We start from the raw sequence: 20,876 nt of genomic DNA on the forward strand, positions 1-20,876 counted from the left end.
TTAGTGGTCGTTAACCTGGTGGTGACTAGTTAACGTTCACTAACCGTACGGAGCGAGGGGGCTCGCAGCCATGGAGCAGGCACCGGCGCTGCACAGCGGCGCCGACCCGGCGTCCGACGCCTGGAAGGCCAATGAGGCCGCGCACCGCGAGCTGGCCGCGCGGCTGCGCGAGAAGCTGGCCGTGGCGCGGCTGGGCGGCGGGGAGAGGGCGCGGGCGCGGCACACGGCGCGCGGCAAGCTGCTGCCGCGCGACCGGGTGGACACACTGCTGGATCCGGGCTCCCCGTTCCTGGAGCTGGCCCCGCTCGCCGCCGAGGGGATGTACGAGGGCCAGGCCCCGGCGGCGGGGGTGATCGCCGGGATCGGCCGGGTGTCCGGCCGTGAGGTGGTCGTGGTCGCCAATGACGCCACCGTCAAGGGCGGCACGTACTACCCGATGACGGTGAAGAAGCATCTGCGTGCCCAGGAGGTCGCGCTGGAGAACCACCTGCCGTGCGTCTATCTGGTCGACTCCGGCGGTGCCTTCCTCCCCATGCAGGACGAGGTCTTCCCCGACCGCGACCACTTCGGGCGGATCTTCTACAACCAGGCGCGGCTGTCCGGCTCCGGGATTCCGCAGGTCGCGGCGGTGATGGGGTCCTGCACGGCGGGCGGGGCGTATGTCCCGGCGATGAGCGACGAGGCCGTGATCGTGCGCGGGCAGGGCACGATCTTCCTGGGCGGGCCGCCGCTGGTGAAGGCGGCCACCGGGGAGGTCGTCTCGGCGGAGGAGCTGGGCGGCGGCGAGGTCCACTCCCGGGTCTCGGGCGTGACCGACCATCTGGCCGAGGACGACGCCCACGCGCTGCGGATCGTCCGCTCCATCGTCGCCACCCTGCCGCCGTCCCCGATGCGCCAGGGGTCGCCGCCGTGGGCGCTGGAGCCCTCCCAGGAGCCCGCGGTCGATCCGGCGGGGCTCTACGGGGCGGTTCCGGTCGACTCCCGCACGCCGTACGACGTGCGGGAGGTCATCGCGCGGCTGGTGGACGGCTCGCGGTTCGCCGAATTCAAGGCCGAGTTCGGCACCACACTGGTCACGGGCTTCGCGCGGATCATGGGCCACCCGGTGGGCATCGTCGCCAACAACGGCATCCTGTTCTCCGAATCGGCCCAGAAGGGCGCCCATTTCATCGAGCTGTGCGATCAGCGCGGCATCCCCCTGGTCTTCCTGCAGAACATCTCGGGATTCATGGTGGGCCGCAGCTACGAGGCGGGCGGTATCGCCAAGCACGGCGCCAAGATGGTCACCGCCGTGGCCTGCACCCGCGTCCCCAAGCTGACGGTCGTGATCGGCGGTTCCTACGGCGCGGGCAACTACTCGATGTGCGGCCGCGCCTATTCGCCGCGCTTCTTGTGGATGTGGCCCAACGCCAAGATCTCGGTGATGGGCGGTGAGCAGGCCGCCTCCGTGCTCGCCACCGTCAAGCGCGACCAGATGGAGGCGCGCGGGGAGGAGTGGAGCGCCGAGGAGGAGGAGACGTTCCGGGCCCCGGTCCGCGAGCAGTACGAGGCGCAGGGAAACGCGTATTACGCCACCGCCCGGCTGTGGGACGACGGTGTGATCGACCCCCTGGAGACCCGCACGGTGCTCGGCCTCGCCCTGACGGCCTGCGCCAACGCACCGCTGCCCGGCCGTACGGCCACCGAGCCCGCGGCGCCCGGCTACGGCGTCTTCCGGATGTGAGGGGGATGCACCAGATGAGCGCGAGGAGCCCGATGAGCTCGGCGAGTGGTCGGCGTGCGGCGAGCCCGTCGCCCGCGATGTTCGACACCGTGCTGGTGGCCAACCGCGGTGAGATCGCCGTGCGCGTCATCCGCACCCTGCGGCGGCTGGGCGTGCGCTCGGTCGCCGTCTACAGCGACGCGGACGCGGACGCCCGCCATGTGCGCGAGGCGGACACGGCGGTGCGGATCGGCCCCGCCCCCGCCACGGAGAGCTATCTGTCCATCGAGCGGCTGCTGGACGCCGCGGCGCGCACCGGCGCCCAGGCCGTCCACCCCGGCTACGGCTTCCTCGCGGAGAACGGGGCGTTCGCCCGCGCCTGCGCCGAGGCGGGCCTCGCCTTCATCGGGCCGCCCGCCGGGGCCATCGAGCTGATGGGCGACAAGATCCGCGCCAAGGAGACCGTGCACACGGCCGGGGTGCCGGTGGTGCCGGGCTCCTCGGGCAGCGGGCTGACGGACGACCAGCTCACCGCCGCCGCCCGGGAGATCGGGATGCCGGTGCTGCTGAAGCCCTCGGCGGGCGGCGGCGGCAAGGGCATGCGGCTGGTCCGCGACGAGGCGCTGCTGGCCGACGAGATCGCGGCCGCCCGGCGCGAGGCGCGCGGGGCGTTCGGCGATGACACGCTGCTGGTGGAGCGCTGGATCGACCGGCCCCGGCATATCGAGATCCAGGTGCTGGCGGACGGCCGGGGACACGCGGTCCACCTCGGGGAGCGCGAGTGCTCGCTGCAGCGCCGCCATCAGAAGATCATCGAGGAGGCGCCCAGCCCGCTGCTGGACGAGGCCACCCGGGCGCGGATGGGCGAGGCCGCGGTGGCGGCGGCGCGCTCGTGCGGCTATGTGGGCGCGGGCACGGTCGAGTTCATCGTGCCGGGCGACGATCCGTCCGCGTACTGCTTCATGGAGATGAACACCCGCCTCCAGGTGGAGCATCCGGTCACCGAGCTGACGGTGTCCGTCGGCGGGCAGGCCGGGCTGGACCTGGTGGAGTGGCAGCTGCGCGTCGCCGCGGGCGAGCCGCTGCCGTTCGGGCAGGACGAGATCGGCTTCAGCGGTCACGCGGTGGAGGCCCGTATCTGCGCCGAGACCGCCCGCGCGGCGGCCGACGGCCGGGTGGACTTCCTGCCCTCGGCCGGCACCGTGCTGGCGCTGGACGAGCCGGAGGGCGAGGGGGTGCGGGTCGACTCCGGGCTCGGCGCGGGCACCGAGGTCGGCACGGTCTACGACCCGATGCTCGCCAAGGTCATCACCCACGGCCCCGACCGTCCCACCGCCCTGCGCCGGCTGCGCGCCGCCCTCGGCTCCCTGACCGTCCTGGGCGTGGACACCAACACCGGCTTTCTGCGCCGTCTGGCCGCCCACCCCTCGGTCGCCTCGGGCGAGCTGGACACGGGGCTGGTCGACCGCGCGGCGGCCTCGCTGATCCCGCCGGCCATACCGGAGGAGATCTACGCGGCGGCGGCCTTGCTGCGCCAGGCGGCGCTGGAGCCCGTCGCTCCGCGTGGCGGCGGATCCGGTGGGCGCCCGGAGCCCGGCGGCTCCGGCCTCGGCGGCCCGGCCGCGGACGTCTGGGTCGATCCGTTCTCGGTGCCGACCGGCTGGCGGCTGGGCGCCGAGCCCGCCTGGACCGTCCACCGCCTCCGCGTGGCGGGCCACCCGTCGGTGACAGTCCGCATCCGCGGCCGCGCTCACGATGCGGAGCTCCGCATCGAGTCCGCCGACGGCACCACCCCGGCACCAGCCGGGACCACCGCCGTGCCCGTCGGCCACTCCCCGTCCCCCGCACCAGCCACGGACCGGCCCGGCACGCCACAGGGCGTGGCGGCCGAGGCCCCCCGGCCCGTGGGCGCGGCGGGCCGGACCGCCGCACCCGCTCGGGCGGCGGTGACCGATACGCGGCGCCCGGCAGCCGATGCGGAGGCCGCCCCCGCAGGGGGCAGCGGCACAGCCGCGAAGCCCGGCACCGGCGGCACCGGGGGTCCGCGGACGGGCCGAAGCAGCGAGACGGGGACAACGGGGAGCGCAGGCGCGACGGTGCGGGCACGGCTCATCGCCCTCGACGAGGGCACCGTGCTGCTGGACCTCGGCGGGGTCACCCACCGCTTCCGCCATGCCGCGCACGGCGCGAGCCACTGGCTGGGGCGGGACGGCGACACCTGGCGCGTGGTCGGGCACGACCCCGTGGAGGAGGCGCTGCGCGGCGGCGGCACCGCCGCCCACGCCGGGGAGCTGACCGCGCCCATGCCCGGCACCGTCACCGTCGTGAAGGCGGCGGTCGGCGACGAGGTCTCGGCGGGTCAGGGCCTGCTGGTGGTCGAGGCGATGAAGATGGAGCACCTCATCTCCGCCCCGCACGACGGCACCGTCACCGACCTCGATGTGACCCCCGGCAGCACGGTCGCCATGGACCAGCTGCTGGCCGTCGTCACCCCGCACGAGAGCGAGGAGCGTGAGTGATGACCCTCCCCATGACCGTCCCGGCCCCCGGGCTGCCCGCCCGGGTCCGGATCCATGAGGTGGGCCCGCGGGACGGGCTGCAGAACGAGAAGGCGCTGGTCCCGGTGGCCATCAAGGCCGAGTTCATCCGGCGGCTCGCCGAGGCCGGTCTCACCACCATCGAGGCCACCAGCTTCGTCCATCCCCAGTGGGTTCCCCAACTGGCGGACGCCGAGCAGCTGATGCCGCTGATCGACGACGTGGCCGCCCGGCTCCCCGTGCTCGTGCCCAATGAGCGCGGTCTCGACCGCGCCCTCGCGCTGGGCGCGCGCGAGATCGCCGTCTTCGCCAGCGCCACGGAGTCCTTCGCCAAGGCCAATCTCAACCGCACGGTGGACGGCGCGCTGGAGATGTTCGAGCCGGTCGTCGCCAAGGCCAAGGACGCGGGCGCGGCCGTGCGCGGCTATCTGTCGATGTGCTTCGGCGACCCGTGGGAGGGGCAGGTCCCGATCTCCCAGACCGTCTCGGTCAGCCGCCGCCTGCTGGACATGGGATGCGACGAGATCAGCCTCGGCGACACCATCGGCGTGGCCACCCCCGGCCATGTGCGGGAGCTGCTGGCCACGCTCAACGAGGCGGGCGTCACCAACGACCGGCTGGCCGTGCACTTCCACGACACCTACGGCCAGGCACTCGCCAACACCCTCGCCGCGCTCCAGCACGGCGTGACCACCGTCGACGCCTCCGCCGGTGGCCTCGGCGGCTGCCCCTACGCCAAGAGCGCCACCGGCAATCTCGCCACCGAAGACCTCGTGTGGATGCTCGACGGCCTCGGCATCGAGACCGGGGTCGACATCGGCCGTCTCACCGCCACCAGCGTGTGGATGGCCCGGCATCTGGGCCGGCCCAGCCCGTCCCGCACCGTTCGCGCCCTCTCCCAGAAGGAGACCTGAGCCATGCCGATCGACCACCGACTCTCCCCCGAACACGAGGAACTGCGCCGCACCGTCGAGGCGTTCGCGCATGATGTGGTCGCCCCCAAGATCGGGGAGTACTGGGAGCACCATGAGTTCCCGTACGAGATCGTCCGCGAGATGGGCCGGATGGGCCTGTTCGGCCTGCCCTTCCCGGAGGAGTACGGCGGCATGGGCGGGGACTACTTCGCGCTCTGCCTCGCCCTGGAGGAGCTGGCCCGGGTGGACTCCTCGGTGGCGATCACCCTGGAGGCGGGCGTCTCCCTCGGCGCGATGCCGATCTTCCTCTACGGCACCGAGGAGCAGAAGCGCACCTGGCTGCCGGGGCTCTGCTCCGGTGAGACCCTGGGCGCGTTCGGCCTGACCGAGCCCGGCGGCGGCTCGGACGCGGGCGCCACCCGCACCACGGCCCGGCTGGACGAGGCCACCGGCGAGTGGGTGATCAACGGCACCAAGTGCTTCATCACCAACTCCGGTACGGACATCACCGCGCTGGTCACCGTCACCGCCGTCACCGGCCGCAAGGAGGACGGCCGCCCCGAGATCTCCTCGATCATCGTGCCGTCCGGCACCCCCGGCTTCACCGTGGCCGCCCCCTACTCCAAGGTCGGGTGGAACGCGTCGGACACCCGCGAGCTGTCCTTCGCCGACTGCCGGGTCCCGGCCGCGAACCTGCTGGGCGCCGAGGCCCGGGGCTATGCCCAGTTCCTGCGGATACTGGACGAGGGCCGGATCGCGATCTCCGCCCTGGCCACCGGGCTCGCCCAGGGCTGTGTGGACGAGTCGGTGGCGTACGCCAGGACCCGCGAGGCGTTCGGCCGCCCCATCGGCGCCAACCAGGCCATCCAGTTCAAGCTGGCCGATATGGAGATGCGCGCCCATATGGCCCGGGTCGCCTGGCGGGACGCGGCCTCCCGCCTCGTCCTCGGCGAGCCGTTCAAGAAGGAGGCGTCGATCGCGAAGCTCTACTCCTCCGAGATCGCGGTGGACAACGCCCGCGAGGCCACCCAGATCCACGGTGGCTACGGCTTTATGAACGAGTATCCGGTGGCCCGGATGTGGCGCGACTCCAAGATCCTGGAGATCGGCGAGGGCACCAGCGAGGTCCAGCGGACGCTGATCGCGCGGGAGCTGGGCTTCGCGAGCTGAGCCACCACGAGGTGGGTCCCGGGGGCAGCACCCCCGGGACCCAGCCCCAGCACCAGCACCGTGCCGGGAGAGGCTCAGCTCGTGGGCCAGGGGATCTGCGGGGAGTGGTAGTACGTGATGCCCATGGCGTCCCAGCGGGGGCCCTGCGCCGCCACCCGGACCCGGTAGCTCTCCCAGTCATGTGCGCTCGCGGGCGACCAGCCGAGTTCGGCGATGCCGGGGAGACGGGGGAAGGCCATGTACTCGATGTGCGCGCTGGTCTCGAGGGTCTCCGACCACAGCGGCGCCTCGACGCCGAGCACCGAGGACGCCGGGGCGTCCTTGATGTAGGTGCCCGGGTCCCAGTCGTAGGACTGCTTCGCCTCGACGTACCCGGCCCAGTTCTGCCCCAGCGGCGTGTCGGCGTCGTACTTCATGTCCAGATAGGCGCGGTTGGCCGGTGAGAGGATCAGCTGGGTGCCCGCCTTGGCCGCGTCCGCGACCTCCTTCTCGCTCCCGTCCGTTCCCCAGTACTGGGCGATCGCGCCCTTCGCGGGGTGCGCACCGGTGAGCTGATGCCAACCGATCACCGTCTTGCCGTACTTGGCGACCACCGGCTGCACCCGGTCCATGAAGGCCACATAGTCCTCATGGCTGGTGGAGTGGGCCTCGTCCCCGCCGATGTGGAGGTAGGGGCCGGGGGTGAGCGCGGCGAGCTCGCGGATGACGTCGTCCACGAAGTCGTACGTCACGTCCTTCGGCACGCACAGCGAGCTGAAACCGACTTCGGTCCCGGTGTAGAGCGGCGGGGCGACGCCATCGCAGTTGAGCTCCGCGTAGGAGGCGAGCGCCGCGTTGGTGTGGCCCGGCATGTCGATCTCGGGGACGACGGTCAGCTCACGGCTGGCCGCGTAGCTCACGATCTCGCGGTAGTCGTCCTTGGTGTAGTAGCCGCCCGGGCCGCCTCCGACCTGGGTGGAGCCGCCGTACGTGGCCAGCCGCGGCCAGGAGTCGAGCGCGATCCGCCACCCCTGGTCGTCCGAGAGGTGCAGATGGAGCCTGTTGATCTTGTAGAGGGCCAGCTGGTCGATATAGCGCTTGACCTGGTCCACGCCGAAGAAGTGCCGGGAGACATCGAGCATCGCGCCCCGCCAGGCATAGCGCGGCTCATCGGTGATGGTGCCGGCGGAGATCCGCCAGGGGCCCGCCTGCCGGTTGGTGCGCTCGATCGACGCGGGCAGCAGCTGCCGCAGCGTCTGGACGCCGTGGAACAGCCCCGCGGAGGCGCGCGCGGTGACGGTGATCGCGCGGCCGGTCACCTCCAGCCGGTATCCCTCCGCGCCCAGCTTCGACACCGCGGCGGCCTTGGGCGTCAGCCGCAGCCTGATGCCGTCGCCGCCCGCCCGCGCGGTGACGGGCAGCCGATAGCCGGTGGCGGGGCGCAGCACCGTCGCGAGGTAGTCGGCCACCCGGCGTGCCGAGCGCGCCGAGCCGTCGGAGCCGGAGACCCGGATGGGGGTGTCGGGGTGGATCGCGTACGAGCCCGCCGCGGGCCGTACGGACGCGGGCGCGGGCACGACCCGGTCGAGGGGGGTCGGGGCGGCCGCGGCGTCCGGGGCGGAAGACGAGGGGGAAGCCGGAGCGGCGGAGGCGGAGGAGGCCGCGGTCCCCGCCCCGGCCACCACGGTCAGCAGGAGGGAACACAGAAGTCGGGCACGACGTCGTCTCACAGGGGGTCCCTTCAACGCAACGTGGCATCTTGGGTACCGCGACGCCCAGTTGCGGTCAAGGTGTAGACCAATGTGTCGCTGTGGGCCTGTCAGAATGCCCCGCATGGCGGAAATCACCCAGCGCGATGGCGCCTGGAGCTTCGACGGGGAGGCGATCCGGATCGTCCCGGGGCGGGACCGCGGCGTGCGCGCCGTACGGCAGGCGCTCGGCGAACTGACCGTCCCCCTGGTGGCCTTGGCCGGTGTCGCCTACGAGCCGGGGCGCGAGTCGGGCCGACTGCGGCTGCGGCTGCGTGAGGGGGCGGACCCGCTGCGACGCCACGGCCTCGTTCGACGGTGAGCGGATCCGGCTGAACCGGAACTGGAAGACCGAGGAGTCGAAGACGTCCGGCGGCCCCCGCACGATCCTCCTGCCGGACCTGGAGCTGGTGGAGTGGGTCCCGGCCGCCGGGCTGGAGAATGGCTACCTGCGCTTCGTCGTGGCGAAGGCCACGGCGACGGCCGCGCCCAAATACGACCCGCATGCGGTGGTGCTGTACGGCTTCACGAAGGATCCGCTGATGCCGCTGGTCGCGGCGGCCGTCGTCGCGCGGATGCCGCATCCAGGGGCCCCGGCGAAGTCGCTCCCCGTCCAGCCGCCCGCCCCGGAGCGGCCCGCGGACGCCCCGCCCACCGTTGGCGACGAGGGTGACGTGGATCACGACGCCCTGCTGCGACGGCTGCGTGAACTCGGCGATCTCCACCAGATTGGGATCCTCACCGAGGCGGAGTTCACCACCGCCAAACAGGCCGTGCTCCGCCGCTTTCCGGCGCCTGAGGCACGGCTTTCCCGTCATCGAGGCCCCACTTTTCCGTCACCGAGACCCGTCCCTGCCCGATATCGGGCAGGAATGTTGCGAAACACTTCGCCGCATCGCAGTATCAACGGATGCTCGACCGCCGTATGTCCCACGATGACCTGATCGACCACCTGGTCCGCAGTACGCCGCTGAGCCGCGGCGAGGCGGGCCGGGTGGTGCTGGACGTACTGGCGTACTTCGACGAGACGACGGAGGAGTTCGTCCGGCGCCGCCACCGCGAGCTGCAGTCCGGTGGACTCACCAACGCGGACATCTTCGAGCGGATCACGGCCGAGCTGCCGTACCGCGCGGTGGCCCCGCCCGAACTCTCGCTGCGCCAGCTGCGCCGCATCGTCTACGGCTGACGGCGCCGGTCCACGGCACCGGTCCACGGCGCCGGTCCACGATGGCGGCCGCCACCGCCGGACACGAGCACGAGCATGTACGAGCGATCAATGGGAGGGCCTGAACACCATGTGCGGAATCGTCGGATACATCGGCAAGCGCGATGTGGCACCGCTGCTGCTGGAGGGGCTGCAGCGGCTGGAGTACCGCGGCTATGACTCCGCGGGCATCGCCATCCAGGGCAAGCCCGCCAAGGGCTCCCAGAGCGCCGGGCTGAAGACCGCCAAGGCCAAGGGCCGGGTCCGCGAGCTGGAGGCCAGGCTTCCCAAGCGGTTCGCGGGCACCACCGGAATCGCCCACACCCGCTGGGCCACCCATGGCGCGCCCAATGACACCAACGCGCATCCGCATCTGGACGCGGACGGCAAGGTCGCCGTCGTCCACAACGGCATCATCGACAACGCCGCCGATCTGCGCGCCAAGCTGGCCGCCGACGGCGTCGAGCTGGCCTCCGACACCGACTCCGAGGCGCTCGCCCACCTCATCGGCCGCTCCCAGGCGCCCACCCTGGAGGAGAAGGTCCGCCACGCGCTCTCGATGGTCGAGGGCACCTACGGCATCGCCGTGCTGCACGCCGACTTCCCGGACCGCATCGTCGTCGCCCGCAACGGCTCGCCGGTGGTGCTGGGCATCGGCGAGAAGGAGATGTTCGTCGCCTCCGACGTCGCCGCGCTGGTCAGCCACACCCGCCAGGTGGTCACCCTGGACGACGGCGAGATGGCCACCCTCAAGGCCGACGACTACCGCACCTACACCACCGAGGGCAGCCGCACCGCCCCCTCCCCCACCACGGTGGAGTGGGAGGCCGAGTCGTACGACATGGGCGGCCACGACACCTATATGCACAAGGAGATCCACGAGCAGGTCGACGCCGTGGACCGGGTGCTGCGCGGCCGGATCGACGACCGCTTCTCCACCGTCCGGCTCGGCGGGCTCAACCTGGACGCCCGCGAGGCGCGCGGGGTGCGCCGGGTCAAGATCCTCGGCTGTGGTTCGGCGTACCACACGGGCCTGATCGGGGCCCAGCTCATCGAGGAGCTGGCCCGGATCCCCGCGGACGCGGAGCCCGCGAGCGAGTTCCGCTACCGCAACCCGGTCGTGGACCCGGACACCCTCTACATCGCGGTCAGCCAGTCCGGCGAGACCTACGACACCCTGGCGGCCGTCCAGGAGCTCAAGCGCAAGGGGGCCCGGGTGCTGGGCGTCGTCAACGTCGTGGGCAGCGCCATCGCCCGGGAGACCGACGGCGGGGTGTACGTCCACGCGGGTCCGGAGGTGTGTGTCGTCTCCACCAAGTGCTTCACCAACACCGCCGTCGCCTTCGCGCTGCTCGCCCTCCACCTGGGCCGGATCCGCGATCTCTCGGTCGCCGACGGCAAGCGGATCATCGCCGGGCTGCGCAAGCTGCCCGAGCAGATCGCCGAGGTGCTGAGCGGCGAGGAAGAGATCAAAAAGCTCGCCGCGGAATATGCGAACGCAAAGAGCATGATGTTCGTCGGGCGGGTCCGCGGCTACCCGGTGGCGCGCGAGGCGTCCCTGAAGCTGAAGGAGGTCTCCTACGTCCACGCCGAGGCGTACCCGGCCTCCGAGCTCAAGCACGGGCCGCTCGCGCTGATCGAGCCCGAGGTGCCGACCGTGGCGGTCCTGCCGGACGACGACCTGCTGGAGAAGAACCGCGCGACGCTGGAGGAGATCAAGGCCCGCAGCGGCCGGATCCTGGCCGTCGCCCACCGGGAGCAGGAGAAGGCGGACCACACGATCGTGGTACCCCGCAACGAGGTGGAGCTCGACCCGATCCTCATGGGCATCCCGCTCCAACTGCTCGCCTATCACACGGCGCTGGCCCTCGGCCGGGACATCGACAAGCCCCGCAACCTCGCCAAGTCGGTGACGGTCGAGTAGCCCCGCACCCCACGCGACCTCGGCGAATCCTCCGAGAATCCCTGCGCGGACCCCTTGGCGGCCCCCGCGTGTGCCACCACGCACGCGGGGGCCGCCTCCCCTTCGCCGGCGTCGCCCTTTTTCGCCGGCGGCTGGCCGGCGCGCGGGAACCGTCACTTCCCGCGCGCCGGCACGATCGAACGTTTTGTACCCCTCACAAACGCACAATCCACCTCTACGCACGGGTAGGTTTGTCCGTTGTCAAGATGAACTTGACGCCATCTCACCTGCGGTCAAGGGGAGTTGAGGGTGTCCGGTTCCAGGCGTCCGGGCCACGTCCTGCCGACGGCAGAGGTTTTGGGCTGAACAACCGCGCTTGACGAACGGGCGCCGGAGGCACGGCGCGCAAGTGCGCGGGGACTTGAGGGCTTGGAAGGGCCGGGAAGGCCCGTAGAGGCCGCTCAGGGGCGCCCGGGGACCTGTGGAGCGCCTGGAGCGCTCTGAGGCGCCAGGAGACACCCGGTGACACTCAGGAGATGCCCAGCGGATACCCAGGGGATACCCGGCGGACGTCAGGAGACACCCAGGGAATGCCCGGCGGACGTCAGGCGAGAGCAGGCGACGCCCAGCCGGCGCTCAGGGGATGACGATGACGGGCCGCTGCGCCCGCCGTGCGAGCCGCCCCGCGACCGAGCCGAAGATCCGCCCCACCAGCCCGTGCGTGGAGCCCACCACGATGGCGTCGGCCGCGTACTCCCGGCCGACCTCCTCCAGTTCATGGCAGATGTCCCCGCCTCGTTCGACGAGGATCCAGGGCACCTCGGAGAGATGATCGGCGCATGCCAACTCGAGCCCCAGCACCTCGGTGCGGTGATCGGGGACGTCGACGAAGACCGGCGGCTCACAGCCCGCCCACACCGTCGTCGGCAGCCGGTTGGCCACGTGGACGATGATCAGCCCTGAGCCTGAGCGCCGGGCCAGGCCGATGGCGTAGGCGAGGGCGCGCTCGCTCGACGTGGAGCCGTCGAATCCCACCACAACACCGTGCTGGAACGCTGGATCGCAGGAATGACGTGTTTCTTCCGCCGCTTCGGGGGTCGCCATGTGATCGGCGACCCGCTTGCGGTCCGCGGGTTCGGGGATTTCGTGACCGGCCATCGGTGTCTCGGCGAAGGATGTCCTCGTGCGGAGGGATCGGCGGGGGCTCAGGTTGGGGGTTGTCGGGGGACTTGAGCTCCGCTGGAGCTCGGGGACGATCTCGAGGGGTCGAAATCCGTCCGGGATTCATCTTTCCAAGCCCTTACCCCCAAGGGTACGGCGGCATTCACCACCTGCCCAGAGGCAGCCACGGGAGCGGAGCCGCCCGAAGCGTTCCCCGGAGCATGCCGGAGGGCGGCCCGTAACGCAATGCCCCAAGTAGTCCCCGCCACGCCCGGACCCCGGCCCGTTGCCCGGCCCGGCCGCACCGCCGTGGCACGCCGCCCGGCCGCCCGGCAGTGACCTGGGGGCGGGCCGGGCGTTGTAGTAGCGGCAGCCGGTACGGCGGCCCCGGCCCGCCCCCGCTCACCTGCCCGGATCTCCGGCCCGCCGCCCCTCCCCACCCCCGCGCGGAGCGCCCTGCCGACATCTCGCCGGCCGCTCGAGAGGAGCCTTGCCCGTGTCCGTCGCCCGCGAGTACGACGCCCCCGGCGGCATCCCCGGCGACCCGGCCGGGACACCCGGACGGCCCCATATTCCAAGCCCCGCTCGAGCCCCGGTCCAGCCCACCGCTAGCGACGCGGTGAACGAGGTGATCCGCTGGGCGGCCTTCAGCTGCGCCGTGGTCCCCGTCGTCCTGCTCATGTGCGGATTACCCCTCGGCGGCGCCCTGGCGGCCGGTGCGGGCCTCACCGCCGTGACCGCCGCCAGCCGCGGCCTGCTGCGCCATTCCGAACGCACCGCGGCCCGGCTGGACGCGGACGGCGCCAGCCCACACCGGGGCCGCCACGGCCGTACGGGGATCGGCGCGCACCGGGGCGGCCGCCGCGCCTGAGGACGCGCGAAGGCCCCTGGCACCGGGAACGCGGTCCGTAGCGCTCCGCACACTCAGCGCTGATGGAGCGCCGCTGGAGCGTCGCTCGAGCCCCGAGGGTGTACGAGCCGGCCGTACGCCGGTCGCATGACGCATCCGTACACATGCGCCCGCTTGTTTTAAGCCAACTTCGGGTCACACTTCTTCCCTTGGCAAACGCCGTGCTCAACACCCGTCCGGCCAGCGTGGAAAGGGGTCCGCGGGGCACGTACCCCCTACGGGAAGTGGGTGTCCGCACAAGGCGTACTTCACAGCGAGGGCTACGAGTGCAACGCTTCGTGATCGAATGCTTCGCGCCAAGTTCCCATGTCGACATAGTGGCGGGTGGTGAACTGGTCACGGCGACCACACGCGACACAGTAGATTCGATCTTGGCCATGACCGGCGGGGGAACCGTTCAGGACCGAGGGGAAACGTGCAGGACCGAGAGGACGCGACCACCGAGGGGGGCTTAGTGCCATGAGCCAGGACTCCACGACCGTACCGGAGACCTCGCGCAAGCTCTCCGGACGCCGGCGACGAGAAATCGTCGCGGTGCTGCTGTTCAGCGGCGGCCCCATCTTCGAAAGCTCCATCCCGCTCTCCGTCTTCGGTATCGACCGGCAGGACGCCGGAGTCCCTCGGTACCGATTGCTGGTGTGCGCGGGCGAAGATGTGCCACTGCGAACGACTGGCGGACTGGAACTGACCGCACCATACGGCCTGGAGGCACTCTCCCGGGCCGGCACCGTCGTCGTACCGGCCTGGCGGTCGATAACCCAGCCGCCACCGGCCGCCGCGCTCGACGCTTTGCGCCGCGCACACGAGGAGGGCGCGCGGATCGTGGGCCTGTGCACCGGGGCCTTCGTACTGGCCGCCGCCGGGCTGCTGGACGGCCGCCCGGCGACCACCCACTGGATGTACGCACCGACGCTCGCCAAACGCTATCCGTCGGTCCATGTGGACCCCCGCGAGCTCTTCGTCGACGACGGCGACGTACTGACCTCGGCGGGCACCGCCGCCGGGATCGACCTGTGCCTGCACATCGTGCGCACCGACCACGGCGCGGACGCCGCCGGCGCCCTCGCCCGGCGCCTGGTCGTCCCGCCACGCCGCAGCGGAGGGCAGGAGCGCTATCTGGACAGGTCGTTACCAGAGGAGATCGGGGCGGATCCGCTCGCCGAGGTGGTGGCGTGGGCACTCGAGCATCTGCATGAGCAGTTCGACGTCGAGGCCCTGGCGGCGCGCGCCTATATGAGCCGCAGAACCTTCGACCGCAGGTTCCGCTCGCTCACTGGGAGCGCTCCACTGCAGTGGCTGATCACCCAGCGGGTACTGCAGGCGCAGCGGCTTCTGGAGACCTCCGACTACTCGGTCGACGAGGTCGCCGGCCGCTGCGGCTTCCGTTCGCCGGTCGCGCTGCGCGGGCATTTCCGGCGGCAGTTGGGGTCCTCCCCGGCCGCCTACCGGGCCGCGTACCGCGCCCGCAGGCCCCAGGGCGGGCCGGCGGAGCGTACGGACCGCCCCGACCGCCTGGAGCGGCTGGAGCGGGCCGACCGGCCTGACCGCGCCGAGGTGATCGAGCCCCGCTCGGGTGACCACTCCCTGCCGCTGCGGCGACAGGGCGCGCCCGGCGGTCCCACCGGTCACTCGGGGCATCCTCCGCACCACCATCACGCTCCGCATCCGGACCCTGGCAAACCGGAGTCGGACGCCTACGCCCCACGCCTGCCCGAACAGGCCGCGGGCCGCGCTCCAGGCCGTCCGTCCCTGCCCGGCCAGCGGGAACGCCCCGTAGGGTGAGACGTATGAACGATCGCATGGTGTGGATCGACTGCGAGATGACCGGGCTCTCGCTGGCGAACGACGCGCTTATCGAGGTGGCCGCGCTGGTCACGGACTCCGAGCTGAACATCCAGGGCGAGGGAGTGGACATCGTTGTCCGCCCCCCCGCGGAAGCGCTGGTCACCATGCCCGAGGTGGTGCGCGAGATGCACACCACCTCCGGCCTGCTCGCCGAGCTCGAGGGCGGGACCACGCTCGAGGATGCCCAGGACCAGGTGCTGGCCTACATCCGCGAGCACGTCCCCGAGGCCGGCAAGGCCCCGCTGTGCGGAAACTCGGTCGGCACCGACCGGGGTTTCCTCCTCCGGGACATGCCGACGCTCGAGAGCTACCTCCACTACCGGATCGTCGACGTCTCCTCGATCAAGGAGCTGGCCCGCCGCTGGTATCCGCGGGCCTACTTCAACAGCCCCAAGAAGAACGGCAACCACCGCGCGCTCGCGGACATCCACGAGTCCATCGCCGAGCTGCGCTACTACCGTGAAGCGGTCTTCGTCCCCGCGCCCGGACCGGACTCGGACACGGCGAAGACCATCGCGGCCAAGCACGTCCTGCCCGCCCGGCAGACCTGACCCGGGCCGGACCGACCCGGTGCTCGCTCCCGACACCCCGAAAGCCGGGAGCGAGCACCCCTTCGGACCCTGTACACTTTTTCTCGGCCGGTGCGGAAAGCGCCGGTCATGGTGGGTATAGCTCAGCTGGTAGAGCACCTGGTTGTGGTCCAGGATGTCGCGGGTTCGAGTCCCGTTACTCACCCTCTGCGAAGAGGCCGCTGACCTGTGAGAACGGGACAGCGGCCTCTTTCTCGTCTTCTCTTGCGATCTTCACGGAAGCCGACAGCGGCTCATGGTCCACGCGTTCGTCGTCGAAGACTGTGAACGGCTCAATGGGCCACATGATCCGCTCCGCAGAGGCCGGGATGACCCCCAGCGACACTGAGGGCAGGTCCGTCGCCGAGAGCAGCGATCCCCGTTGCCCGGCCATCACGCCCGCGTCTCCGAGCCGGTATCGGAGCACCGTCTCACGCCGACGTTGAAGCGGTCTTCACCACCTGGTCAGGGCCAGGCCGTGCGGCATGTCGGTGTCCCGCGCCCGATGCTGTGGACCGGTGGTCGGAGATGGGATTCGAATCGCCCATACAGCCCTAAACGTGTGATCTCGGAATGTATATGGAGATACCGGAACATAGCGTGGACGCGGTCATCGCTGGTTCGGCTCATGTGCACTTCAGGAGGTCTTCGTGTCAGATATCGCGGTACAGGGAACGCCGGAACGGGGAATCACCGGGCGATGTGACGGCGGTGAGCGCTCGCGGGGGAGGGTCGTGCGGGCCTGGGTAGGGTTGGCGGTGCTCGTGGGCCTGACGGTCCCACTCGCCGTGGCATCGCCCGCCGCCGCGTATGACGACCCTGCCCACGCCTACGTCACCAACATCGACGACGACACGGTGTCGGTGATCGACACCAAGACCAACGCCGTCACCACCACCATCCCCGTCGGTGACTATCCCATCGGTGTGGCCATCACCCCGAAAGGTGGCCGCGCCTACGTCGCCGACAACCGCGGCGACAGCGTGTCGGTGATCGACACCAGGACCAACACCGTCACCACCACCATCCCCGTCGGCGACGGGCCTTTCAACGTGGCCATCACCCCGAAAGGCGACCGCGCCTACGTCACCAACTTCGCCGCCGACAGCGTGTCGGTGATCGACACCAGGACCAACACCGTCACCACCACCATCCCTGTCGGCGACGGGCCTTTCGACGTGGCCGTCACCCCGGAGGGCGACCGCGCCTACGTCACCAACGACCTCGACGACACCTTGTCGGTGATCGACACCAAGACCAACACCGTCACCACCACCATCCCCTCCGGCGGCGACGGGCCCGGCCACCTGGCCATCACCCCGAACGGTCAGCGTATCTACGTCACCAACGCCAGCAGCGACAACGTGTCGGTGATCAGCACCAGGACCAACGCCGTCATCACCACCGTCCCCGCCGGCGACCTTCCCAACGGCGTGGGCATCACGCCGAACGGTCAGCGCGCCTACGTCACCAACCTCAACAGCGGCACCGTGTCGGTGATCGACACCAAGACCAACGCCGTCACCACCACCATCCCCGTCGGCACCTGGCCCCGGGGAGTGGCCTTCACTCCGAAGGGTGACCGGGCCTACATCGCGAACCAGTTGGACAACACCGTGTCGGTGATCGACACCAGGACCAACGCCGTCACCACCACCATCCCCGTCGGCGACGCGCCCAACGGTGTCGCCATCACCCCGCGAACCGTCGCCAAACCGAACTCGCCAAACAGCTCAACTTCATCCTGAAGGACCGCAGTCGGTCGGTCCTGAGCAGCGAAACCCGGCGCCCCAAGATCCCTGACGCGGAGGGCGGCGAACGCACAGCAACGAAGGAGCCCGGCAAGGTGCCGGGCTCCTCCGCTGTCGCGGTACCCCCGCCCTGGCCCAGCGGAAGTTCCGCGAGCATCACGGCGAAAAGCGGAGAGTCCGGGAAGGGCTGGCGCTCCCCCACCTTCCGGAAGCCCCAGGACTCGTACAGGGCCTGCACCCGGGGGTGTTCGGGCCGCCCCAGTGGTCCACGAACCAGGGGAAGCGCTGGTTGAACTCGTCGTCCATCGCGTCCGCATACGCGTCGGCGGGGCTGCTGTTGGCCGACGCCCTCCCGGAGCGCCTCAGCAGCTCGCCAGCGGGGGGCGTCACGGTCGCGACGGAGCGGGCCCAGCGGGGCCCGCCGCGTTCCGCCCACACCACGCACGCGCACCCGCCGATGACAAGCGCCAAGACGCCGAGCAGCACCAGAACAGGCATGCTCTCCACCCTGCATTCGTTCATGCGGTCCTCGTGATCGTCTCACCGGAGAGAGGCGGCTGAGGTTGGGCCGGGCGGCGGGATGCGGGGAACCGTGGAGGCCCTCCTCGGCGTGCACATGATGAAGGCGGTCGTCCGGTCAGAAGCGAGGTGTCGCGTCCCGATGAAGCGCAAGACCAGAATCCTCCTGGCGGGCCTGGCCTCCGTGGGCGGCGCCGTCGTCGGCGCGGGCATGTTGCACAACCGGCGGCCCGATCGCAGGGAACGCCTTTACGCCACGGTCTACAGCGAGCCCGGCTATATGGGCCGCTACGAGAGGCTGACCTGGAACGGCGGCAAGCGCGAGGTCGTCCCGCTCAACCGGATAAAGCTGCCGCGCATCGGCTCGATCAGGCTGGAGCGGCTCGTCTACCGCTTCCAGCCCGATGTGCGGCTGCCGAACCCGTATTTCCTGTGGCACGCCCTCACCGAGCGCTTGGACCCCTCGGACCCCGAGGAGGGCATCGTCGGCTTCATCGCCATGCACCAGCTCGCCGGCATGTTCTCGATGGGCTTGTGGGAGCCGGTCCGCGAGTCCGAGGCGCGGTCGGGGGTACGGCTCTGGGCCGGGCGCCCCGGCTATCCGCTGCCCGCGCGTGACCGAGGGGGCCCCTCCGGTAAGGCGGCTTCCGGCGGCTCGCCCTGGCGCGACGTCCTGGCCAACACGCCCGACCTCGGCCCCTGGAGCACCCGCGCCCGCTACCTCGAACTCGGCTACCACGGCGGGAGCGGCGCCCGCCGCTGACCGGCCGTCCGCCCGGCCCGCCCCGCGCGGCCGCCGCGGTGGATCAAGCGCTGAGCGGGGCGCACCGGGTCTCGCCATCGACCATGGTGTCGGCCGCGGCCATGAGGGCCTCCAGGTGGTCGCGGGCCTTGGCCAGGTCGACGATCTGGGCGTTCATACGGTCGCGTTCGGAGGTCAGGCGGGCGAGCATGGCGGGGGTGGCGACGCCGGTGTGCATGCAGGGGAGGAGTTCGCGGATGGTCTTGCTGGACAGGCCCGCGGCGTAGAAGCACCGGATCAGCAGGATGCGGGCGACCGCGGTGTCCGGGTAGTGGCGCTGGCCGCTGGGGCTGCGCTCCGAGGTGAGCAGGTGCTGCTCCTCGTAGTAGCGCAGCGCTCGCACACTGACGCCGGTCTGGGCGGCGAGTTCGCCGATACGCACCGTGACTCCTACCTCTGACGTCAAGGGTCGTTTCAGCGTAGTCGAGGGGCGGTGCGGCGGGGTCGGGTCTCGGTGGGCGGGAGCGTCAGTGTGCCGTCGGGTTTCCACCGCCGACGGACCCGTCGGCGCGCTCGCGCCGGGCCTCGTCCTCGACGAGCAGGGAGAGGAGCGAGGCCACCGGGAGTCCGGCCTCGGCCGGGTGGCGCAGGACCTTCCCCGGCTCGATGCGGTACGTGTTCGTACGCCCCTCACGGGTGTGGGACAGATACCCGTCCTGCTCCAAGTCGGCGATGATCTTTTGTACCGCGCGCTCCGTCAGTCTGCAGTGCGCGGCGATGTCGCGGATCCGCACATTCGGATCGTCGGCAATCGCGGCCAGCACGCGGGCGTGGTTCGTCAGGAACGTCCATCCGGTATGCGATTCAGGCACTCCTCCCATGTCCTCATGATATTGCCAAAGCGACAACGCATCTGGAAACATGAATCGCGCTTCGCGTAAAGCAAGTCGTGTAATGATAGCTCGGCGACTTGAGGGGAGACAGACAGGTGCACGCACGAGAGGTCTCCACGCCCGAGCCAGGACACCACTCGCCATACCGGCCCCCGCACGAGGCCGTACGCGGGATATCAGCCGGGCAGACGCCGTCGCACCCCTCCCCGGCATTCTCGACCACCCTCATCACCGACAGCTACCAGGAGGGACCCCGAAAGGTTGTCGTGGTACGGGGGGAAGTGGACTACGAGACCGCCCCCGCACTGTCCGCCGTCCTGCACGACGCCCTCCGCGCCTCCACCGAGGGCGTGGACGTGGACCTGAGCGGGGTGGCGTTCTGGGACTGCTCGGGCCTCAACGCGCTGCTCAGGCTTCGCCGAGAGGCGCTCGCGCACGGCAAGACGGCCACCGTCCGCTCCCCGAGTCGCATGGTCAGGCGAGTCCTCACCCTGACCGGCACATCACGACTGTTCTTGCCCTTGCGTCCCCGCCTTCGGGCCGCCGAGGGCCGCTCGGTCACGCCTCCATCTCGCCCTTGATGGCCTCGGCGATTCGGGTCAGTGCCCTGGTGAGGGTGTCCACGGCGGTGGCCTTGTCGATGCCCAGGCCGGTCAACAGGCCCGCGCCGTCCTCGTGTTCGAGGAGGGCCAGGAGGATGTGCTCGGTGCCGATGTAGTTGTGGCCCAGGCGCAGCGCCTCGCGGAAGGTGAGTTCCAGGACCTTACGGGCGCCCGCGTCGTACGGAATCAGCTCGGGCACCTCCTCGACGGCCGGGGGAAGGGCCGCGGTGGCGGCCTGGCGGACGGTGTCGAGCGGGACGCCCTGGGCGAGGATCGCCTTCGCGGCGAGGCCCTCCGGCTCATGGAGGAGGCCCAGGACCAGGTGCTCGGGGCGCACCTCGCCGCTGGAGGCCGCGCGGGCCTCGTTCGCCGCCGCCATCACGGTGTTCCGTGCCCGTGGGGTGTAGCGGCTGAAGCCCTGACTGGGGTCGAGGTCCGAGGGTTCGCCGGGCGCCTTGGGGACGAAGCGCTTCTGGGCCGCCTGCCGCGTGACCCCCATGCTCTTGCCGATGTCGGTCCAGGAGGCGCCGGAGCGGCGGGCCTGGTCCACGAAGTGGCCGATGAGGTGGTCGGCCACCTCATCGAGGTGCTCGGCGGCGATCACCGCGTCGGTGAGCTGCTCAAGGGCGTCGGTGTGGACCTTCTTGATGGCCTCGATCAGATCGTCGAGGCGTACGGGATGACTGAGTCCGACTGGTTTCGTCATGCGTCAACCATAGGTTGACAC

At 71.0% G+C, this 20,876-nt stretch carries 18 protein-coding genes, 1 tRNA gene and 2 pseudogenes; 14 read left to right on the top strand and 7 right to left on the bottom strand.

From position 1 onward, the window contains the following. The first annotated feature begins 70 nt into the window (after nt 1-70). From AS97_RS18105 to AS97_RS18125, 4 genes are all read left to right on the top strand, one after another. A complete protein-coding gene (locus AS97_RS18105; RefSeq protein ID WP_059142085.1) occupies nt 71-1,723 on the top strand; it encodes a carboxyl transferase domain-containing protein in 1,653 nt (550 codons plus the stop codon). Nucleotides 1,724-1,800: 77 nt separating this feature from the next. Next, nucleotides 1,801-4,221, top strand: a complete 2,421-nt coding sequence (locus AS97_RS18110) for a biotin carboxylase N-terminal domain-containing protein (RefSeq protein WP_247204814.1) — start codon at nt 1,801-1,803, stop codon at nt 4,219-4,221. Next, complete coding sequence (locus AS97_RS18120) at nt 4,221-5,153, top strand: hydroxymethylglutaryl-CoA lyase (protein ID WP_125760479.1); 933 nt, start codon at nt 4,221-4,223, stop codon at nt 5,151-5,153. The genes AS97_RS18110 and AS97_RS18120 overlap by 1 nt, the downstream gene beginning before the upstream one ends. Before the next feature lie 3 nt (nt 5,154-5,156). Next, nucleotides 5,157-6,323 carry an acyl-CoA dehydrogenase family protein gene (locus AS97_RS18125; protein WP_185930145.1) on the top strand — a complete coding sequence of 389 codons (1,167 nt, stop codon included), beginning with the start codon at nt 5,157-5,159 and terminating at the stop codon, nt 6,321-6,323. Between the two features lie 74 nt (nt 6,324-6,397). Here AS97_RS18125 and AS97_RS18130 read toward each other — a convergent pair whose 3' ends face one another. Further along, complete coding sequence (locus AS97_RS18130) at nt 6,398-8,032, bottom strand: beta-N-acetylhexosaminidase (RefSeq protein WP_086710190.1); 1,635 nt, start codon at nt 8,030-8,032, stop codon at nt 6,398-6,400. 103 nt (nt 8,033-8,135) lie between these two features. Here AS97_RS18130 and AS97_RS18135 point away from each other — a divergent pair. From AS97_RS18135 to glmS, 3 genes and pseudogenes are all read left to right on the top strand, one after another. Further along, nucleotides 8,136-8,835 (top strand): annotated as a pseudogene (locus tag AS97_RS18135) (DUF4429 domain-containing protein); the annotation flags it as partial. 125 nt (nt 8,836-8,960) lie between these two features. After that, the gene (locus AS97_RS18140; protein ID WP_037953108.1) at nt 8,961-9,236 is read left to right on the top strand and encodes a hypothetical protein; all 276 of its coding nucleotides are present in this window, start codon (nt 8,961-8,963) and stop codon (nt 9,234-9,236) included. A gap of 109 nt (nt 9,237-9,345) precedes the next feature. Beyond that, nucleotides 9,346-11,178, top strand: coding sequence for a glutamine--fructose-6-phosphate transaminase (isomerizing) (gene glmS / locus AS97_RS18145; RefSeq protein WP_059142081.1), 1,833 nt, complete (start codon nt 9,346-9,348; stop codon nt 11,176-11,178). Between the two features lie 615 nt (nt 11,179-11,793). Here glmS and AS97_RS18150 read toward each other — a convergent pair. Next, complete coding sequence (locus tag AS97_RS18150) at nt 11,794-12,315, bottom strand: universal stress protein (protein ID WP_059142080.1); 522 nt, start codon at nt 12,313-12,315, stop codon at nt 11,794-11,796. A 499-nt stretch (nt 12,316-12,814) separates the two neighbouring features. On the opposite strand from AS97_RS18150, the gene AS97_RS18155 reads away from it, so the two are divergent. The 4 genes from AS97_RS18155 (at nt 12,815) to AS97_RS18170 (ending at nt 15,808) form a co-directional block, all read left to right on the top strand. Then, complete coding sequence (locus tag AS97_RS18155) at nt 12,815-13,189, top strand: hypothetical protein (RefSeq protein ID WP_312846969.1); 375 nt, start codon at nt 12,815-12,817, stop codon at nt 13,187-13,189. A 498-nt stretch (nt 13,190-13,687) separates the two neighbouring features. Beyond that, nucleotides 13,688-15,010, top strand: a complete 1,323-nt coding sequence (locus tag AS97_RS18160; RefSeq protein WP_059142079.1) for a helix-turn-helix domain-containing protein — start codon at nt 13,688-13,690, stop codon at nt 15,008-15,010. Between the two features lie 5 nt (nt 15,011-15,015). Then, complete coding sequence (gene orn / locus AS97_RS18165; protein ID WP_059142078.1) at nt 15,016-15,624, top strand: oligoribonuclease; 609 nt, start codon at nt 15,016-15,018, stop codon at nt 15,622-15,624. Nucleotides 15,625-15,735: 111 nt separating this feature from the next. After that, nucleotides 15,736-15,808 (top strand) — tRNA-His (locus tag AS97_RS18170). Here AS97_RS18170 and AS97_RS18175 read toward each other — a convergent pair. Beyond that, nucleotides 15,800-16,069, bottom strand: coding sequence for a Scr1 family TA system antitoxin-like transcriptional regulator (locus AS97_RS18175; protein ID WP_210565277.1), 270 nt, complete (start codon nt 16,067-16,069; stop codon nt 15,800-15,802). The two genes, AS97_RS18170 and AS97_RS18175, sit on opposite strands and share 9 nt — an antisense overlap. Nucleotides 16,070-16,376: 307 nt before the next feature. Here AS97_RS18175 and AS97_RS18180 point away from each other — a divergent pair, with 307 nt between their 5' ends. Continuing rightward, nucleotides 16,377-17,390 (top strand): beta-propeller fold lactonase family protein, encoded by a 1,014-nt coding sequence (locus tag AS97_RS18180; protein WP_210565278.1) that lies wholly within the window; start codon nt 16,377-16,379, stop codon nt 17,388-17,390. Between the two features lie 139 nt (nt 17,391-17,529). Here the strand turns inward: AS97_RS18180 and AS97_RS47415 are convergent. Beyond that, nucleotides 17,530-17,720 (bottom strand): annotated as a pseudogene (locus AS97_RS47415) (hypothetical protein); the annotation flags it as partial. Between the two features lie 334 nt (nt 17,721-18,054). Here AS97_RS47415 and AS97_RS18185 point away from each other — a divergent pair. Then, on the top strand, nt 18,055-18,675 hold the full coding sequence (locus AS97_RS18185) for a hypothetical protein (protein ID WP_059142074.1): 621 nt from the start codon (nt 18,055-18,057) through the stop codon (nt 18,673-18,675). Nucleotides 18,676-18,718: 43 nt separating this feature from the next. Here AS97_RS18185 and AS97_RS18190 read toward each other — a convergent pair whose 3' ends face one another. Beyond that, a complete protein-coding gene (locus AS97_RS18190) occupies nt 18,719-19,096 on the bottom strand; it encodes a MerR family transcriptional regulator (RefSeq protein WP_210565279.1) in 378 nt (125 codons plus the stop codon). A gap of 85 nt (nt 19,097-19,181) precedes the next feature. Continuing rightward, nucleotides 19,182-19,535 (bottom strand): helix-turn-helix domain-containing protein, encoded by a 354-nt coding sequence (locus tag AS97_RS18195; RefSeq protein WP_059142072.1) that lies wholly within the window; start codon nt 19,533-19,535, stop codon nt 19,182-19,184. A gap of 278 nt (nt 19,536-19,813) precedes the next feature. Between AS97_RS18195 and AS97_RS49020 the strand changes: the two genes are divergently transcribed. Then, a complete protein-coding gene (locus tag AS97_RS49020; protein WP_349017640.1) occupies nt 19,814-20,128 on the top strand; it encodes an STAS domain-containing protein in 315 nt (104 codons plus the stop codon). On the opposite strand, the gene AS97_RS18205 is transcribed toward AS97_RS49020, so the two are convergent. After that, nucleotides 20,106-20,855: a Clp protease N-terminal domain-containing protein gene (locus AS97_RS18205; protein WP_059142070.1), complete on the bottom strand. Its 750-nt coding sequence runs from the start codon at nt 20,853-20,855 to the stop codon at nt 20,106-20,108. The genes AS97_RS49020 and AS97_RS18205 overlap by 23 nt on opposite strands. Nucleotides 20,856-20,876: the final 21 nt, after the last annotated feature.

This window comes from Streptomyces sp. AgN23, from assembly GCF_001598115.1.
GTDB classification, from domain to species: domain Bacteria; phylum Actinomycetota; class Actinomycetes; order Streptomycetales; family Streptomycetaceae; genus Streptomyces; species Streptomyces antimycoticus.

Excerpts from the sequence above, each read along its gene's own strand:
- AS97_RS18105 (WP_059142085.1), top strand. The coding sequence starts at position 71 with ATGGAGCAGGCACCGGCGCTGCACAGCGGCGCCGACCCGGCGTCCGAC.
- AS97_RS18110 (WP_247204814.1), top strand. The coding sequence starts at position 1,801 with ATGTTCGACACCGTGCTGGTGGCCAACCGCGGTGAGATCGCCGTGCGC.
- AS97_RS18120 (WP_125760479.1), top strand. The coding sequence starts at position 4,221 with ATGACCCTCCCCATGACCGTCCCGGCCCCCGGGCTGCCCGCCCGGGTC.
- AS97_RS18125 (WP_185930145.1), top strand. The coding sequence starts at position 5,157 with ATGCCGATCGACCACCGACTCTCCCCCGAACACGAGGAACTGCGCCGC.
- AS97_RS18140 (WP_037953108.1), top strand. The coding sequence starts at position 8,961 with ATGCTCGACCGCCGTATGTCCCACGATGACCTGATCGACCACCTGGTC.
- glmS (WP_059142081.1), top strand. The coding sequence starts at position 9,346 with ATGTGCGGAATCGTCGGATACATCGGCAAGCGCGATGTGGCACCGCTG.
- AS97_RS18150 (WP_059142080.1), bottom strand. The coding sequence starts at position 12,315 with ATGGCCGGTCACGAAATCCCCGAACCCGCGGACCGCAAGCGGGTCGCC.
- AS97_RS18160 (WP_059142079.1), top strand. The coding sequence starts at position 13,688 with ATGAGCCAGGACTCCACGACCGTACCGGAGACCTCGCGCAAGCTCTCC.
- orn (WP_059142078.1), top strand. The coding sequence starts at position 15,016 with ATGAACGATCGCATGGTGTGGATCGACTGCGAGATGACCGGGCTCTCG.
- AS97_RS18185 (WP_059142074.1), top strand. The coding sequence starts at position 18,055 with ATGAAGCGCAAGACCAGAATCCTCCTGGCGGGCCTGGCCTCCGTGGGC.
- AS97_RS18195 (WP_059142072.1), bottom strand. The coding sequence starts at position 19,535 with ATGGGAGGAGTGCCTGAATCGCATACCGGATGGACGTTCCTGACGAAC.
- AS97_RS18205 (WP_059142070.1), bottom strand. The coding sequence starts at position 20,855 with ATGACGAAACCAGTCGGACTCAGTCATCCCGTACGCCTCGACGATCTG.